At 60.7% G+C, this 16,139-nt stretch carries 11 protein-coding genes; 10 read left to right on the forward strand and 1 reads right to left on the reverse strand.

Annotated elements, in window-relative coordinates:
* The first annotated feature begins 2 nt into the window (after positions 1–2).
* Entirely contained in the window at positions 3–566 is a 564-nt protein-coding gene (locus tag ACKUTP_RS04390; protein WP_409063633.1) for a uracil-DNA glycosylase family protein, read from the forward strand.
* A 1-nt stretch (position 567) separates the two neighbouring features.
* Here the strand turns inward: ACKUTP_RS04390 and ACKUTP_RS04395 are convergent, their stop codons facing one another.
* Positions 568–1,230 carry a hypothetical protein gene (locus ACKUTP_RS04395; RefSeq protein ID WP_161115134.1) on the reverse strand — a complete coding sequence of 221 codons (663 nt, stop codon included), beginning with the start codon at positions 1,228–1,230 and terminating at the stop codon, positions 568–570.
* A gap of 93 nt (positions 1,231–1,323) precedes the next feature.
* On the opposite strand from ACKUTP_RS04395, the gene ACKUTP_RS04400 reads away from it, so the two are divergent.
* The 9 genes from ACKUTP_RS04400 (at position 1,324) to rpsL (ending at position 16,122) form a co-directional block, all read left to right on the forward strand.
* Positions 1,324–2,460 carry a pyridoxal phosphate-dependent aminotransferase gene (locus tag ACKUTP_RS04400; RefSeq protein WP_409063634.1) on the forward strand — a complete coding sequence of 379 codons (1,137 nt, stop codon included), beginning with the start codon at positions 1,324–1,326 and terminating at the stop codon, positions 2,458–2,460.
* A 507-nt stretch (positions 2,461–2,967) separates the two neighbouring features.
* A complete protein-coding gene (gene rplJ, locus ACKUTP_RS04405; protein WP_055250258.1) occupies positions 2,968–3,489 on the forward strand; it encodes a 50S ribosomal protein L10 in 522 nt (173 codons plus the stop codon).
* 102 nt (positions 3,490–3,591) lie between these two features.
* Entirely contained in the window at positions 3,592–3,969 is a 378-nt protein-coding gene (rplL, locus tag ACKUTP_RS04410; RefSeq protein ID WP_006235005.1) for a 50S ribosomal protein L7/L12, read from the forward strand.
* Positions 3,970–4,283: 314 nt separating this feature from the next.
* Positions 4,284–5,192, forward strand: coding sequence for a UTP--glucose-1-phosphate uridylyltransferase (locus tag ACKUTP_RS04415; RefSeq protein WP_055250255.1), 909 nt, complete (start codon positions 4,284–4,286; stop codon positions 5,190–5,192).
* A gap of 287 nt (positions 5,193–5,479) precedes the next feature.
* Positions 5,480–8,971 carry a DNA-directed RNA polymerase subunit beta gene (locus tag ACKUTP_RS04420; RefSeq protein ID WP_271745422.1) on the forward strand — a complete coding sequence of 1,164 codons (3,492 nt, stop codon included), beginning with the start codon at positions 5,480–5,482 and terminating at the stop codon, positions 8,969–8,971.
* A gap of 6 nt (positions 8,972–8,977) precedes the next feature.
* Positions 8,978–13,453: a DNA-directed RNA polymerase subunit beta' gene (locus ACKUTP_RS04425; protein WP_172677957.1), complete on the forward strand. Its 4,476-nt coding sequence runs from the start codon at positions 8,978–8,980 to the stop codon at positions 13,451–13,453.
* A 201-nt stretch (positions 13,454–13,654) separates the two neighbouring features.
* The gene (locus ACKUTP_RS04430) at positions 13,655–14,173 is read left to right on the forward strand and encodes an RNA polymerase sigma factor (RefSeq protein WP_409063635.1); all 519 of its coding nucleotides are present in this window, start codon (positions 13,655–13,657) and stop codon (positions 14,171–14,173) included.
* On the forward strand, positions 14,124–15,200 hold the full coding sequence (locus ACKUTP_RS04435) for a DUF4179 domain-containing protein (protein WP_409063636.1): 1,077 nt from the start codon (positions 14,124–14,126) through the stop codon (positions 15,198–15,200). The genes ACKUTP_RS04430 and ACKUTP_RS04435 overlap by 50 nt, the downstream gene beginning before the upstream one ends.
* Positions 15,201–15,744: 544 nt before the next feature.
* Complete coding sequence (gene rpsL, locus ACKUTP_RS04440) at positions 15,745–16,122, forward strand: 30S ribosomal protein S12 (RefSeq protein WP_006235012.1); 378 nt, start codon at positions 15,745–15,747, stop codon at positions 16,120–16,122.
* Positions 16,123–16,139: the final 17 nt, after the last annotated feature.

Here is a 16,139-nt window from a genome sequence, read left to right on the forward strand (position 1 = left end):
CCATGGCCGTATCTGACGAGGGCTATCAACATATTGAGCATGGGTTTGAGCCCGTGTTTGACGAGCACTCGCGCGTTTTGGTGCTCGGGTCGTTTCCCTCGGTGCTTTCGCGCGCCAATGCCTTTTATTACGGCAACCCTCAGAATCGCTTTTGGCGCGTGATGGCCGCGTGCCTCGGTGTGCCTGTGCCGCCCAACGAGGGCGATCCTTTGGCAAGCGGTGAGCCCGCGACGCTCGATGCCTCCATTGCCGCCAAGCGGGCCATGCTGCTGAACGGCGGCGTGGCCCTGTGGGACGTGATCGAGAGCTGCGACATTAAGGGCTCGAGCGACGCGAGCATTCGCAACGTTGTGCCGGCACATATCGAGCGCATTACCGATGCCGCGCCGATCGAGGTCGTTGTCTGTAACGGCGGTACGGCAGGGCGACTCTACAAACGCTACTTGCAAGATCGGATGGGGCTGCCTGCCATTGTCCTGCCGTCGACGAGTCCGGCCAACGCGGCGTGGCGTTTGGAGCGGCTTGTCGAGCGTTGGAGTGAAGCCGTTGACTGGGCAGCTCATTAATTTAGATTATTGATTGAGTGTGGGTGCCGAGGCGTTTCATGATGGCATGCCAGATCGGTGCGGGCAGCGCGGGCTTGACGCGCACCATGCCGTCGGCATCGACGCTACCGGCATTGCCACCGCCAAGCAGCTGCGCATGCTCAATGGAACAGCCCATGCGCACGGCGCCCACAAGCTTATCCATCGCTTCGGAAAACGGTCGGCGCAAGAGGCCCATGCGCGGGGAGTGGCGAAGCGCTGCGATGCCGGTGCCGGTGCAGACGACAATGCCACCGCACCACGACAACCCCCGACGCTCGCACGCTTCGCGCAGATGGCCAACGACCGTGTGCGCTCGCTCGGGACTCCCGCAGTCGGCTTGAACAACGACATAGACGCGCGTTTCCGTGCCCCCAAGGCAATCAAGCGCCTGCTCAACGACGCTCATCGCCTCGTAATTGAGCGCATTCTCAACAGCGAATACAATACCGTCCGCAGCGCTGCCGTCATCGTCCGACTCCAGAGCGACCAGACGGGGGAGCGAAGTACCGGAAAGCCGGGCATAGGCCGCGATGGCATCTTGCAGGTCCCAGAGCAAAAACTCAAGATCGGCGCTATCGGGAATACTGATATACGCAATGGTCTGCAGCGTTTTGGGCTTATCGCCGCGTGCGATCGCCTCCATGTCATCTCCTTTCCAGTCCGTTTCCGTTTAGGTTACACCGTCTGGCAGCGCCTCGCCGCGCTATCCTAGTGCAACCCTTACGAAAGGAACGCCATGCGCCTGCCCATGAATACCTCGCTTGCCACGCTCAAGCCCTCCGGCATCCGTCGGATCAACGCGCTCGCCGCCCAGCACTCAGGATGCATTGCGCTCGCGCTCGGCGAGCCCGATTTTCCTACACCCGATGTGATTAGCGCCGAGGTGACCGCCGCGCTGGGCCGCGGCGACACGCACTATCCGCCCAACAACGGTCGCCCCGCCCTGCGTGAGGCGTTGTCTGCCTACATGGGGGACGCGGGCCTGGCGTTTTCGGCCGACGAGGTCATCCTGACCGACGGTGCGACCGAGGCGCTGTCGGCAACATTCATGGCTATGCTCAACCCAGGCGACGAGGTCATTATCCCCACGCCGGCCTTTGGCCTGTACGAGAGCATCGTCGTGGCCAACCACGCCAAAGCGGTCTTTTTGGATACGGAGTCTGCGCAATTTCAGATTGACGAGGATGCGCTTCGTGCTTGCGTGACGCCGGCGACCAAGGCCATCGTCATCTGCTCGCCCAACAACCCCACGGGCTGCATCCTCAACGCAGCATCGCTCGACGCCGTGGCACACGTGGCGGAGCAGACGGGCATCTACGTGATCTGCGACGACGTATACAACCGCCTGGTCTACGTGGACGGCTACGAGCGCTTTGCCCAGCGCCACCCGGAGCTTCGTGAGCAGACGGTCGTCATCGAGAGCTTCTCCAAGCCCTGGGCTATGACCGGCTGGCGCCTGGGCTGGCTCGCAGCGGCAACCCCCGTCATCGCCGAGATCGCAAAGGCCCACCAATACTTAGTATCGAGTGCTGTCTCCTTCGAAATGGACGCCGCAGCCCGAGCCCTCACCGTCGACCCAACCCCCATGCTAAAAGTCTACCGAGCCCGCCGCGAGCGCGTACTCGAAGCCTTAAACGCCATGGGCCTCGACGTAGTAGAGCCCGCAGGAGCCTTCTATACTTTCCCGAGCATCAAAAAGTTCGGCCTAACCAGCGAAGACTTCTGCATCAAAGCCATCAAAGAAGCAAACGTAGCCCTAGTCCCGGGAGACTGCTTCGGAACCGAAGGCCACATCCGCCTCAGCTACTGCGTTTCCGACAAAGACCTGGACGAAGGTCTCCGCCGCCTGTCCACCTTCATTTCAACCTTGTAGCCCTCAGGGATGCAACACATCAGCCCACCGACCCAAGCATTATGAGTGGGGCGCGCCGGCCAACGGAAAACCGGGCTGCCCCATAGTTGACGCAGGCCGCGCCGCCGAAGGCCAGGCGCAAGGTTTTCGTAGATTCCGCACGAGCCGAAGGCCACTTAATGTGGCCTTCGTGCGAGCCCAGGACTTGACCGAGCGAAAACCTTGCGCCTGGCCTTCGGCGGCGCGACCGAGATGGTGGAATTGTGTGCAGCCCGGTTTTCCGTTGACCGACGCCGGGGTCCCCGCCATAATACTTTCGGTTCACGCACGAATCCGCTGCCAGAGACAGCCGGCGCAAACGGGTCTTACCCGCGAGCTTAATGGGACTTCCCGCCAGCCGAGGTGGTCGAGTAGATATGTCTTCTCGCCCCCGTCGCTCATGCAGCGCGGGGGCTTTCTTTTTGGACATGCCCCCGTCACGTCCTTGTGGCGGACCGTGCCCGGAAAGAATTCGAGGAGGTGTAATTCATGCCCCAGCAGTACAAAATCGACAAGGTTGCAGAGATCGAGTCCCGTATCGCCGAGAACGCCGGTCTGTTCGTTGTCAACTACAACGGTCTGACGGTTAAGCAGGCTCAGGAGCTGCGTCATCAGCTTCGCGAGTGCGGCGCCGAGATGAAGGTCTACAAGAACAACCTGGTCAAGATCGCCCTCAAGAACCAGGAGCAGCCCGAGATCGACGAGATTCTCGCCGGCCCCGTCGCTTATGTGTTCTACGAGACCGAGCCGGTCGAGGCCGCTAAGGCCCTTAAGGACTTCTCCGCTAAGTCCAAGGGCGTCCTTGAGATCAAGGGCGGTATCTCCGACGGCAAGGCCGTTTCCGCTGATGATGTTAAGGCTATCGCCGAGCTGCCCACCAAGGATCAGCTTCTTGGCCAGATCGCCGGTCTCATCTCCGGTTTCGCTCGCGACATCGCTGTCTGCGTCAACGGCGTTTCCTCTGGTCTCGCTCGTTCGATTCAGCAGGTCTCCGAGCAGAAGGCAGCCTAGTCGCTGTTTTCGCCCGCGGCGGCAACGCCGCACCCCTGGCGCATTCGCGCCGTGTTTTAACTGATCTCCGTGCACAGACACGGAAACCGAAAGGACTTAGAAATGGCTAAGCTTACCACCGATGAGATCATCGATGCTCTTAAGGAAATGACCCTTCTCGAGGCTTCCGAGCTCGTCAAGGCTATCGAGGACACCTTCGGCGTTTCCGCCGCTGCTCCTGCCGCTGTTGTCGCCGCTCCCGCTGCTGGCGCTGCTGAGGCCGAGGAGAAGACCGAGTTTGACGTCGTGCTCGAGGGCTTCGGCGACAACAAGATCCAGGTCATCAAGGCCGTCCGTGAGCTCACCAACCTTGGCCTGAAGGAGGCCAAGGAGGTCGTCGAGGGCGCTCCCAAGGCTGTTCTCGAGGGTGCCAAGAAGGAGGACGCCGAGGCTGCCAAGGAGAAGCTTGAGGCTGCTGGCGCTGCTGTCACCCTCAAGTAATCAGGCTTTCTCGCCAGATTTCTTTGCAGACGGGGTTCGCATTGCGAGTCCCGTCTTTTTTGTTTTTCGGTCCCTCGACATCGGTAGCTCAAACTGCCATGTTCTGTGATTTGCGTCGTATCGGGCACCCTGCCGTTGGGCAATAAAATTGCACCATTCGAGCAATAATTTGCGTTGACCTGCTGAAGAATTGTCTCTGCCTTGTAGCGACATATAGTTCCAGCGGTAAGATGCTTGGGTATCGCAATTTGGTCTGCGGCTGTGTGCCGCACGCATGGGGCGCTTTTGCGCCTGCGAAAGGATCTTTGAATAACATGAAGGCAATCATCCCCGCCGCCGGTCTTGGCACGCGTTTTCTGCCTGGCACCAAGTGCACGCCCAAAGAGATGCTGCCGGTGCTCGACAAGCCCGTCATTCAGTACGTCGTTGAGGAGGCGCTCGACCCCGAGGAGGTCGACGACGCCATCATCGTTACTTCTCCCGGTAAGCCCGAGCTACTGAACTACTTCCAGCCCGATCGCTCGCTCGAGAACCTGCTGCGCGAGCGCGGCAAGAACGCCTATGCCGATGCCGTCGCCCACGCTGGCGGTATGCCGGTCGACTTCCGTTATCAGTACGAGCCCAAGGGCCTCGGCCATGCTATCCGCTCTGCTGCCGACGCCGTGGCAGGGGAGAACTTCCTGGTTCTTCTGGGCGACTACGTTGTGCCTAATCGCGACATCTGCGACAAGATGCTCGCCGTTTCCAAGGAGCACGGTGGAGCTTCGGTTATCGCCGTCGCTGCTTGCTCGCCCGAGGAAGTCAGCCGCTACGGCGTTATCGCCGGCGAGCGCGTTGGTTCGCTCGAGGGCGCCGAGGACGTTGCCGATGCAGAGCCGGGCGCTGTCTGGCGTATCGGCGGTCTGGTCGAGAAGCCCGCTCCCGAGGCTGCTCCGTCCAACCTGTACATCGTCGGCCGCTATCTGCTGAGCCCGCTGGTCATGGACCTGCTGGCAGATCAGCAGGCCGGCAAGGGCGGCGAGATCCAGCTCACCGACGCCATGGCCCGTTCGCTCGACCGTGAGGCCATGTATGCCGTCGTCATCGACCCGCTGTCGGGCTACGACACCGGCACTCCCTCTGGCTGGATGGCCACCAACGCCCTCATGGCTGCAAGCGATCCCCGCTTTGCCGATGCCTTCTGGGACGCCATCGACGAGCGCGGCGGATTGATGCGCAAGTAAGCCTTCGGGCATCGACATTTACGGGTGCGGACTTCGGTTCGCGCCCGTTTTTTATAAGAGTTGCGATTGCCGGCTCTTTGTTCACAGAAAATATATGAACAGATGTTCGATACGCATATATCTACCTGCATTTTTTCTGTCGAAAAACTTTGCTACTCCAAAAACTCAATCGCGTCAAGGCTTTTCTTGCCCAACGGTCGGTACCTGATAAACTATTAGGTTGCGATAACTGGCGAAGCTATGCCTCGCCAACCCACCGAGCATTTCCGTGAAGGAGGAAAAACCTGGTGACCTACGCATACACTGCCACTGAGCGCAAGCGCGTCAGCTTCGGGAAAATCCCGGAGGCCATGGAGCTCCCCAACCTTATCTCTGTTCAAAGGGAATCCTTTGAGCGTTTTAAGGACGAGGGCCTTCGTGAGGCGTTCAAGGAATCCAGCCCCATCCAGAGCCAGAACCATGTTCTCGAGGTTACCTTCGGCGAGCATCAGTTCGGCGACCCCGCGCACACCGTTGAGGAGTGCCGCGAGAAGGACATGACCTATCAGGCCCCGCTTCTGACCGACGTCCGTCTCACCAACAAGGAGACCGGCGAGATCAAGGAGCAGCTCGTCTTCATGGGCGACTTCCCCATGATGACCGATCAGGGCACCTTCATCATCAACGGTACCGAGCGTATCGTCGTCTCGCAGCTCGTCCGCTCCCCGGGCGTGTACTACAGCTCCGAGATGGATTCGGGCAAGCAGATCTACAAGGCTCAGATCATCCCGTCCCGCGGTGCCTGGCTCGAGTTCGAGGTCGACAAGCGCGACCAGCTCATGGTCTCCATCGACCGTAAGCGCAAGCAGAGCGCCACGATGTTCCTGCGCGCCCTTGGCATCGCCGTCACCAACGACGACATTATCGAGCTGCTCGGCAACTCCGATGTGATCAAGCGCACCCTGGAGCGCGACACCGCCCTCACTCGCGAGGACGCCCTCATCGAGATCTACCGTCGTCTGCGCCCTGGCGAGCCTCCCACCGTGGACGCTTCCCGCAGCCTGCTCGAGGGTCTGCTCTTTAACCCGCAGCGCTACGATCTGGCCCGTGTCGGTCGTTACAAGGTCAACAAGAAGCTCAACCTCACCACCGAGGAAGAGGTCACGGTGCTCACCGACGAGGATATCGTCGCGACGCTGCGCTACCTCCTGTCCCTCGCTGCCGGCGAGCAGGGCTTCAAGGTCGACGATATCGACCACTTCGGCAACCGCCGCATCCGTACCGTCGGCGAGCTCGTCGCCAACCAGTTCCGTATCGGCATGAGCCGTATGGAGCGCGTCGTCCGTGAGCGCATGAGCTCCCAGGACATCGACGAGATCACCCCGCAGTCGCTTATCAACATCCGTCCGATCGTGGCCTCCATCAAGGAGTTCTTCGGTTCCTCGCAGCTCTCGCAGTTCATGGACCAGGCGAACCCCCTGACCGGTCTGACCCACAAGCGCCGTCTGTCCGCACTCGGCCCTGGCGGTCTTGCCGGCCACAAGTCCGGCTCCAGCCGCCGCACCAACGTGCCGACGGCCGTCCGCGACGTCCACAACTCGCACTACAGCCGCATGTGCCCGATCGAGACCCCCGAAGGCCCCAACATCGGCCTGATCGGCTCGCTCGCCCTCTACGCCCGCGTCAACGAGTATGGCTTCATCGAGGCCCCGTTCCGTCGCGTCGAGAACGGCGTTGCCACCGACCAGATCGACTGGATGACCGCTGACGAGGAAGAGAAGCACGTCATCGCGCCGGCCAACACGCCGCTCGATCCTAAGACCAACGAGTTCATCACGACCGATGCCGAGGGCAAGATCGTCCGTCCGCACAGCGTGATCGCCCGTACCCGCGACTTCGACGGCTCCTTCGGCGCTCCCGCCGACGTGCCCGTCGAGGACGTCGACTACATGGACGTCTCGCCGCGTCAGATGCTCTCCGTCGCAGCCACGCTGATCCCGTTCCTTGAGCACGACGATGCCAAGCGTACGCTGATGGGCGCTAACATGCAGCGTCAGGCCGTGCCGCTGGTTCACCCCGCCGCTCCCTATGTCGGTACCGGCATGGAGCGCCGCGCCGCTCTGGACTCCGGCGAGGTCACCCTGGCCAAGAACGCCGGCGAGGTCATCTTTGCCGACGCCGCCAAGATCATCGTCAAGCATGCCGGCGGCATGGATGAGTATCATCTGGCCAAGTACCAGCGCTCCAACCAGTCTACCTGCATCAACCACCGTCCGCTCGTTCGCGTCGGTGACACCGTTGAGCAGGGCGAGCCTCTGGCCGACGGTCCTTCGACCGATCACGGCGAGCTCGCACTGGGCCAGAACCTCACCGTGGCCTATATGCCGTGGGAAGGTTTTAACTACGAGGACGGTATCGTCGTGTCCGAGCGCCTGGTGGCCGAGGATCTGCTGACGACCATCAACATCACCCGTCACGAGATCGACGCCCGCGACACCAAGCTCGGCCCCGAGGAGATCACCCGCGAGATCCCGAACCTCTCCGAGGACATGCTTGCCAACCTCGACGAGGACGGCATCATCCGCATCGGCGCTGAGGTCGGCCCTGGCGACATCCTGGTCGGCAAGGTCACGCCTAAGGGCGAGAGCGCTCTGACCGCCGAGGAGCGCCTGCTGCGCGCCATCTTCGGTGCCAAGGCTCACGATGTCCGCGATACCTCCCTTAAGATGCCTCACGGCGCTTACGGCCGCGTCATCGACGTCGTCCGCTTTAGCCGCGAGAACGGCGACGACCTGGCCCCCGGCGTCAACGAGCAGGTGCGCGTCTACGTCGCCCAGCGTCGTAAGATCCAGCAGGGCGATAAGATCGCCGGCCGCCACGGCAACAAGGGTGTTATTTGTAACGTTCTGCCGGTCGAGGACATGCCCTACATGGCTGACGGTACCCCGATCGACGTTATCCTCAACCCGCTGGGCGTTCCTTCGCGTATGAACGTCGGCCAGCTGCTCGAGTGCCACCTTGGCTGGGCTGCTGCCTGCGGTTGGGATACCGAGCAGGCCGACTCCGACAAGTATGTCCCCGGTCCGTTCTTCACCGCGACGCCCGTCTTCGACGGCGCCAAGGAGGACGAGATCGCCGAGGTCATTCGTCGTGCCAACAAGAACATGCTCAACAAGGCCACCGCTGCCTTTGGCGATCACATGCGCCCCGAGTTCGTCACCCAGCTTGACGAGCGCGGCAAGACCCGTCTGTTCGACGGCCGCACCGGCGAGGAGTTCCGCGAGCCCATTACCGTGGGTACGTCCTACATCCTCAAGCTCGGCCACATGGTCGACGACAAGATCCACGCCCGTTCGACCGGCCCTTACAGCCTGGTTACCCAGCAGCCTCTGGGCGGCAAGGCTCAGTTCGGCGGCCAGCGCTTCGGCGAGATGGAAGTTTGGGCACTGTACGCTTACGGTGCTTCCAACGTCCTGCAGGAGATCCTGACCGTCAAGTCCGACGATACCGTGGGCCGCGTCAAGACCTACGAGTCCATCGTCAAGGGCGAGAACGTTCCTGTCCCGGGTATCCCCGAGTCCTTCAAGGTTCTCGTCAAGGAGATTCGCTCCCTTGCACTGGACATCGAGCCCATGCACGATGCCGACGAGGACGCCTCCGCCCCTGTGACCGCCGAGGAGACCTCCGCTCTCGACGACCTGGCTGCGCTCGCCGGCGTTGACGCCGACGTCGAGGCCCAGGATGCCGAGACCGCCGAGGCACCCGAGGCTGTCGCCGCCACGACCACTGATAAGGAGTAGTTGACTGTGGCAGATTTCGAAGCTACTGATTTTGACTCGGTAAAGATCTCCCTTGCCTCCGCCGACCAGATCCGTTCCTGGTCGCACGGTGAGGTCAAGAAGCCGGAGACCATCAATTACCGTACCCTCAAGCCCGAGAAGGACGGCCTGTTCTGCGAGAAGATCTTCGGTCCCGCCAAGGACTGGGAGTGCTCCTGCGGCAAGTACAAGGGCATCCGCTTTAAGGGCATCGTCTGCGAGCGCTGCGGCGTCGAGGTCACCTCGGCCAAGGTGCGTCGCGACCGCATGGGCCACATCGAGCTCGCCGCTCCCGTGTCCCACATCTGGTACTTCAAGAGCCCCACGAGCTTCCCGATGAGCCGTATGCTCGACATCAAGTCCAAGGACCTCGAGAAGGTTCTGTACTTTGCCAGCTACATCATCACCGAGGTTGACTACGAGGCTCGCGAGGCCGACGCCGACGACCTGCGCGAGGAGCTCGCCGCCGATCTGGAAGAGATCGATGCCGAGTGCGCCCGCCAGATCGAGTCCCTCAAGGAGCAGGGCAACCCCGAGAACTTTGACGAGTTCTCCGACGAGGAGCCGCTGACCCCCGAGGAGATCGCCTCTGGCATCGTCGACATCGAGGAAGAGTGCAAGGACGAGAAGCAGCTCCGCACGGACGCCTTCAACGCCTTCATGAAGCTCAGCGAGCGCGACCTCATTTCCGATGAGCCGCTGTTCCGTGAGATGACCCGTTACTACTCCATGTACTTCAAGGGCGGCATGGGTGCCGAGGCCGTCCGCGACCTGCTCGCTGCCATCGACCTCCCCTCCGAGGCCGAGAAGCTCAAGGCCATCATCGCCGACGAGGACTCCCAGAAGCAGAAGCGCGAGAAGGCCGTTAAGCGCCTCGAGGTCGTTGACGCCTTCCTGAAGGGCGGCAACAGCCCCGCGAACATGATCCTGGACGTCATTCCGGTCATTCCGCCCGATTTGCGCCCGATGGTCCAGCTTGACGGTGGCCGTTTCGCCGCGTCCGACCTCAACGACCTGTACCGTCGCGTGATCAACCGTAACAACCGACTCAAGCGCCTGCTCGACCTGGACGCCCCTGCGATCATCGTGAATAACGAGAAGCGCATGCTCCAGGAGTCCGTGGACGCCCTGTTCGACAACGGCCGTCGTGGTCGCCCGGTCTCTGGCCGTGGCGGTCGCCCGCTCAAGTCGCTCGCCGAGGCCCTCAAGGGCAAGCAGGGTCGTTTCCGTCAGAACCTGCTGGGCAAGCGTGTCGACTACTCCGGCCGTTCGGTAATCGTTACCGACCCCAAGCTGCTGCTGCACCAGTGCGGTCTGCCCAAGACCATGGCGCTGGAGCTCTTCAAGCCCTTCGTCATGAAGCGCCTGGTCGAGCTTGGCAAGGTCGAGAACATCAAGGGCGCCAAGCGCGCTATCGACCGCGGTGCCACCTTTGTGTGGGATATCCTCGAAGAGGTCATCGACGGCCGCGTCGTGCTGCTCAACCGTGCACCGACCCTGCACCGTCTGTCCATCCAGGCCTTTGAGCCGGTGCTGGTCGAGGGCAAGGCTATCCACCTGCACCCGCTGGTCTGCTCGCCCTTCAACGCCGACTTCGACGGCGACCAGATGTCTGTCCACGTGCCGCTGTCCAGCCAGGCTCAGGCCGAGGCCCGCGTGCTCATGCTCTCTGCGAACAACCTGCGCTCGCCGGCATCCGGCAAGCCGGTCAACATCCCTTCGCAGGACATGATCATCGGTGTGTACTACCTCACCCAGGTTCGCGAGGGTCTGCCGGGCGAGAACCACGTGTTCTCGAGCTTCGACGACGCGCTGCACGCCTATGACTGCCGCTCCGAGGTCGACATGCAGGCCAAGATCCAGGTCCGCGTGTCCGCTGCCGATGCCAACGTCATCAACGAGGACGGCACCCGTATCTTCCGCGTCAAGAACGGCAAGAACGAGTTTGTCGACTACGACGTCACCGGCAACAAGACCGCGCGCTTCGAGACCTCTATCGGCCGCATCATCTTCAACCGCCAGTGCCTGCCCGAAGATTACGAGTTCATGAACTACAAGATGGTCAAGGGCGACGTGGCCAAGCTGGTTGCGGACTGCTGCGATCGCTATCCCGAGGCCAAGGTCGGCCCGATCCTCGACGCCATCAAGTACTCCGGCTTCCACTATGCTACCCGCGCCGGCCTCACCATCTCGGTGTGGGACGCTCTCATCCCTGCCGAGAAGCAGGAGCTGCTCGACCGCGCCCAGGCCAACGTCGACCAGATCAACGAGTACTTCGAGGAGGGCTTCATCAACGAGACGGAGCGCCACATCGAAGTCGTTAACGAGTGGACCGCTTGTACCGATAAGGTTGCAGCGCTCATGCTCGACATGTTCGACGAGGAGAACCCGCTGTACATGATGGCCGACTCCGGCGCCCGTGGTTCTAAGACCCAGCTGCGTCAGCTCGGCGGCATGCGTGGTCTGATGGCAGACATGTCCGGCGAGACGATCGACCTTCCCATTAAGGCGAACTTCCGCGAGGGCCTACTGCCGCTCGAGTACTTCATTTCGACCTACGGCGCCCGTAAGGGCCTGGTCGATACCGCATCCCACACCTCGGACTCTGGTTACCTGACCCGTCGTCTGGTCGACGTGGCCCAGGACGTCATTGTCCGCGAGGAGGACTGCGGTACGCACGAGGGCGTTACCTACAACCTCATCATCCCCGGCACCACCGACCTCAACACCGACCTCGTCGGCCGTTGCTTCATCGAGGATGTCGTGGCTCCCGATGGCACCGTGCTCTTTGAGCAGGACGGTTACATCGAGAAGGTCGCCGACATCCAGAAGATGGTCGATGCCGGCCTCAAGAAGGTCAAGCTTCGCGCGCTGCTCACCTGCCGCTCCAAGTACGGCGTGTGCCAGAAGTGCTACGGCTGGGATCTTTCCACCCGTCGTCCGGTCGCCATCGGTACCGCGGTCGGCATTATTGCCGCCCAGTCCATCGGCGAGCCCGGTACGCAGCTTACGATGCGTACCATTCACTCCGGCGGCGTTGCTGGCGTCGACGATATTACGCAGGGTCTGCCTACGGTCAGCCGTATGTTCGATATCGTCGGCAACGTCAACGAGAAGATTCTGGGTCGCGAGGCCGAGCTGGCTCCGTACTCCGGTCACCTCTCGATTAAGCCCGAGAAGTCTGAGTACGTGCTGACGCTCACCGACTCCGAGGACCACACCCGTGTCCTCGACGAGCGTCGCGTTCCCGCTTCGGTGCGCTTCATGCCCGAGATCGAGGACGGCTGCGAGGTTCGCGCCGGCGACCAGATCACCAAGGGCTTCGTCAACTTCCGCAACCTGCGCAAGCTGACCGACATCGAGTCGACGATGCACACCTTCGTCGAGAGCGTTAAGGACGTCTACACCAGCCAGGGCGTTGACCTGAACGACAAGCACATCGAGGTGCTCGCACGTCAGATGCTGCGTCGCGTTCAGATCACCAACCCCGGCGACTCCAAGTACCTGCTTGGTCAGTACGTCGACCGCTACGAGTTCGCCGACGAAGTCGAGCGCGTTGCCCGTCTGGGCGGTCAGGCTCCTGTGGCCGAGCCCGTCATCCTGGGTACGCTCAAGGTCGCGTCCAACATCGACTCCTGGCTGTCGAGCGCTTCGTTCATCCGTACCGCCGGCGTCCTTACCGAGGCTGCCATCGAGGGCAAGGTCGACCACCTGCTCGACCTTAAGTCCAACGTCATCGTCGGTAAGAAGATCCCGGCTGGTACCGGCCTCAAGCCGTACGCCAACGCCAAGCTGACGTATCGCACGGCCGACGGCTATGTCGACATCGACGGCCCGGCTTCGCCCAACGCCAAGTCGCTGCCCGAGTGGGCTCCGGTTGAGCTCAAGGACCTGGACGAGCAGCTCCCGCAGCAGCTCGACTGGGCCGGCTACGACGAGTTCGGCGGTGCTGACGGTTCGTTCACCCGCAACGGCCACACCATCTCCGCCGAGAAGGCTCGTCTGTACCTGTTCGACGACCTGGGCGTGTCGCAGCGCTGGACCAACAAGTTCAGCGAAGTCGGCATCGAGACGGTCGGCGACCTGGTCGGCAAGTCCGAGGAGGATCTGCTGCGCATCGACGGCATCGGTGCCAAGGCGATCGAGGAGCTCCGTGACGGCCTGGAGGCCCACGACTTGCTCTACATCCTCGAGAACAACGACGACGTTGCCGACGAGGAAGACCTCTCGCAGCTGCTGCAGATGGTCTTTAGCCCCGACGGTCCGGACGATATCCTGCTGGGTACCTCCGCTCCGACGCATCACGCCGACGCCGACGAGGAGCTCCTGGGCGCCCCGATCGACGACAAGAAGGCTCCCGCCAACGGTGCCATCAACGAGGACATGGCTTCTCTCGATGAGCTGCTCAACCAGCTCGTGGACACCGACGACGCCGAAGAGGCCAAGGACAACGACGAGGAGTAATTTCCAAGTACGTTAACCGTCCTTCCAAAGACCCGTTTCCCAACAGGGAAGCGGGTCTTTTTTGTTGAAGAAAACCTGCCAAAAAGGGACAGGTTTATTTTGGTAGGTTTTTCCTGCTTGAATTTGAAACATTCCGTTCGGTCAAAGCGTATCTATGGTGAGGGCCTCAGCAAGAAACATCAGCATCACCGGGAGGTGATTATGGAAGAACAAGCTTTTAGACAGGCGGTTGAAGATCACAGGGATGTCGTGTTTCGAATCGCATTGACGTACCTGCGCGATCGTGCCGATGCCGACGATATTGCCCAAGATGTCTTTCTTAAGCTGCTTAAAAGCGATGGACATTTTGAGAGTTGGGAGCATCTTCGCCGCTGGCTTATCCGGGTCACGATCAATGAATGCAAATCGCTCTTTCGAAAGCCGTGGAGGCGCGTGGAGGATATTGAGAACCTGGCCGGTTCGCTATCGGTAGCGCAGGATGAGACCAGGGCTGTCCTGTCGGACGTTATGCGACTTCCGGAACGATTCCGTATCCCCATCGTGCTCTATTACTATCTGGGCTTTTCGACCTCAGAGATTGCCGAGTTGTTGCATGTACCAGCCGCGACCGTTCGAACGCGTTTAGCTCGTGGTCGATCGAAGCTCAAATTCATCCTAGAGGAGGGCGACCGTGAAATCCAACCAAATCAAGCAGGCCTTCGAGTCCATCCAAGCCGATAGCAATCTTGCAGATCGCGTCCTTAATACCGCTGCGGGTGAGCCGCTTCATCGAAAGGGCCACGCGAAGTCTCTCTATGTTGCCGTAATCGGATGTCTCGCCGGAGTGTTGGCGACCGGAGGGGTCGCCTACGCCGTTATCAATTCCAGCTATTTTGCCTCAGCCTGGGGAAACCACGGCAATGGGGATTCCATTACCTGGACCAACGGCGGCTCATCGGGGGCTAAATACACCTACACCAGAGAGTTTGGTGACGGCATTGCGCCCCAAAGCCTGGAGGGTGCAGTTCAGGAGGTTAATCTGTCCGTCGAGGGTAACGGCTATACGCTTGATATCCATGAGATGGCTATCGATAAAAACGGTTGCGGTGCCGTGACGTTTACGCTGTCCAATCCAAATGGCGTTAACTACTACAAGCCGGCAGCAGAGACGGGCGAACTTGTTCTCTATGGTGAAGAAGAACAAGGCATCGGCACGCCCAGCATGAACTTCGGCGAGGAATGGGCTGACACACGCTGCACAATTGATAAAGACACATCAAGCGACACGGTCATTAATGGCACGATGTACTTTGCCTCGTGGAATCGCGAGCGAGATTTGGGACATGCGGTCAGCTGGAATATCTGCTGGACTGAGGGCGAAGGCGAGGACGCGAAGCTGCTCGAGGCATCGACGCCCGAGTTTAGCGTTGGAGCGTACGTCGATACAAAGGAACTCCGCTCCGATGACTCGCCTCTTGAGATTAGCCCGTTTTCCATCCAGACGCACATCGACGATCTGGGCATTGACGCAGTCACGAAAAAGTTGACCGTTACCTACAAGGATGGATCGGAGCAGATTATCGAAGACGATGCTGCAGGCGCGTACAATTCCTATGTTTCGCTGACGCGCAATAGCGGGGAGAACATCTCGGTTCCGACAAAGCTGATCAATGTCGATCAAGTGGTCTCGGTAACCCTCGAGGGCACGAGATACACATCAACAGGAGAGACCGAAACAGAAGTTCCCTTTACCATCGTCTATTCGTAAGGTCTGGGCCGCTTCCCAAGAGGGGAAGCGGCCTTTTTAGCGTTATATGGACGAGTGGATTGAACGCTATTTGCCTGATTCTCGCAAGAACGTGGCAAATGGATGCGAATCACCGTGAAGAGCGGCGTTTCCCCAGATAAAACCGACCAAAATAAACCTGTCCCTTTTTGGCAGGGAACGTTGCCCCGACGAGCACGTCGGATTCCCGGTCCGGGCGGCCCGCTGTTTAAGTTTGTCGCGAGTTCCGCACGAGCCGGAGGCCACTTAATGTGGCCTCCGTGCGAGCCAGGACTGTAGAGCAGCAAACTTAAACAGCGGGCCGCCCGGGCCGGGAATCCGCCCCCGCGCACAGAAGGGGATTCCTTTTGTGTAGGCTTTGCGGAAATATACTCATTTTGGGATACGCCCGGCGGCGTGGTCTGTTGACGGCACAGCTAACGCCACGTATCCTATCGAACTGCGTGTTTCGTAGGGGGATGCTGACCCCTCGATTCAAGCCGTTGCACTTTACAGAAAGCTGGAATCATTCGAGAAGGAGTACGCTTTGCCTACTATTAACCAGCTGGTTCGCCAGGGCCGTCGTTCCGTGCCCAAGAAGTCCAAGAACGCTGCTCTGCAGCACAACTCCCAGAAGCGCGGCGTGTGCACCCGCGTCTTCACCACGAGCCCCAAGAAGCCGAACTCGGCTCTTCGTAAGGTTGCCCGTGTTCGCCTCGTCAACGGCATCGAAGTTACCGCTTACATCCCGGGTGAGGGCCACAACCTGCAGGAGCACTCCATCGTGCTCGTCCGCGGCGGTCGTGTCCGTGACCTCCCTGGTGTCCGTTATCACGTCATCCGTGGCGCCTACGACGCTGCTCCGGTCCAGAACCGTATGCAGGCCCGTTCCAAGTACGGTGCTAAGCGCCCCAAGGCCAAATAAGCCAGATAACGTTTTGA

This window comes from Collinsella sp. wc0529 (assembly GCF_046116875.1).
GTDB lineage: Bacteria > Actinomycetota > Coriobacteriia > Coriobacteriales > Coriobacteriaceae > Collinsella.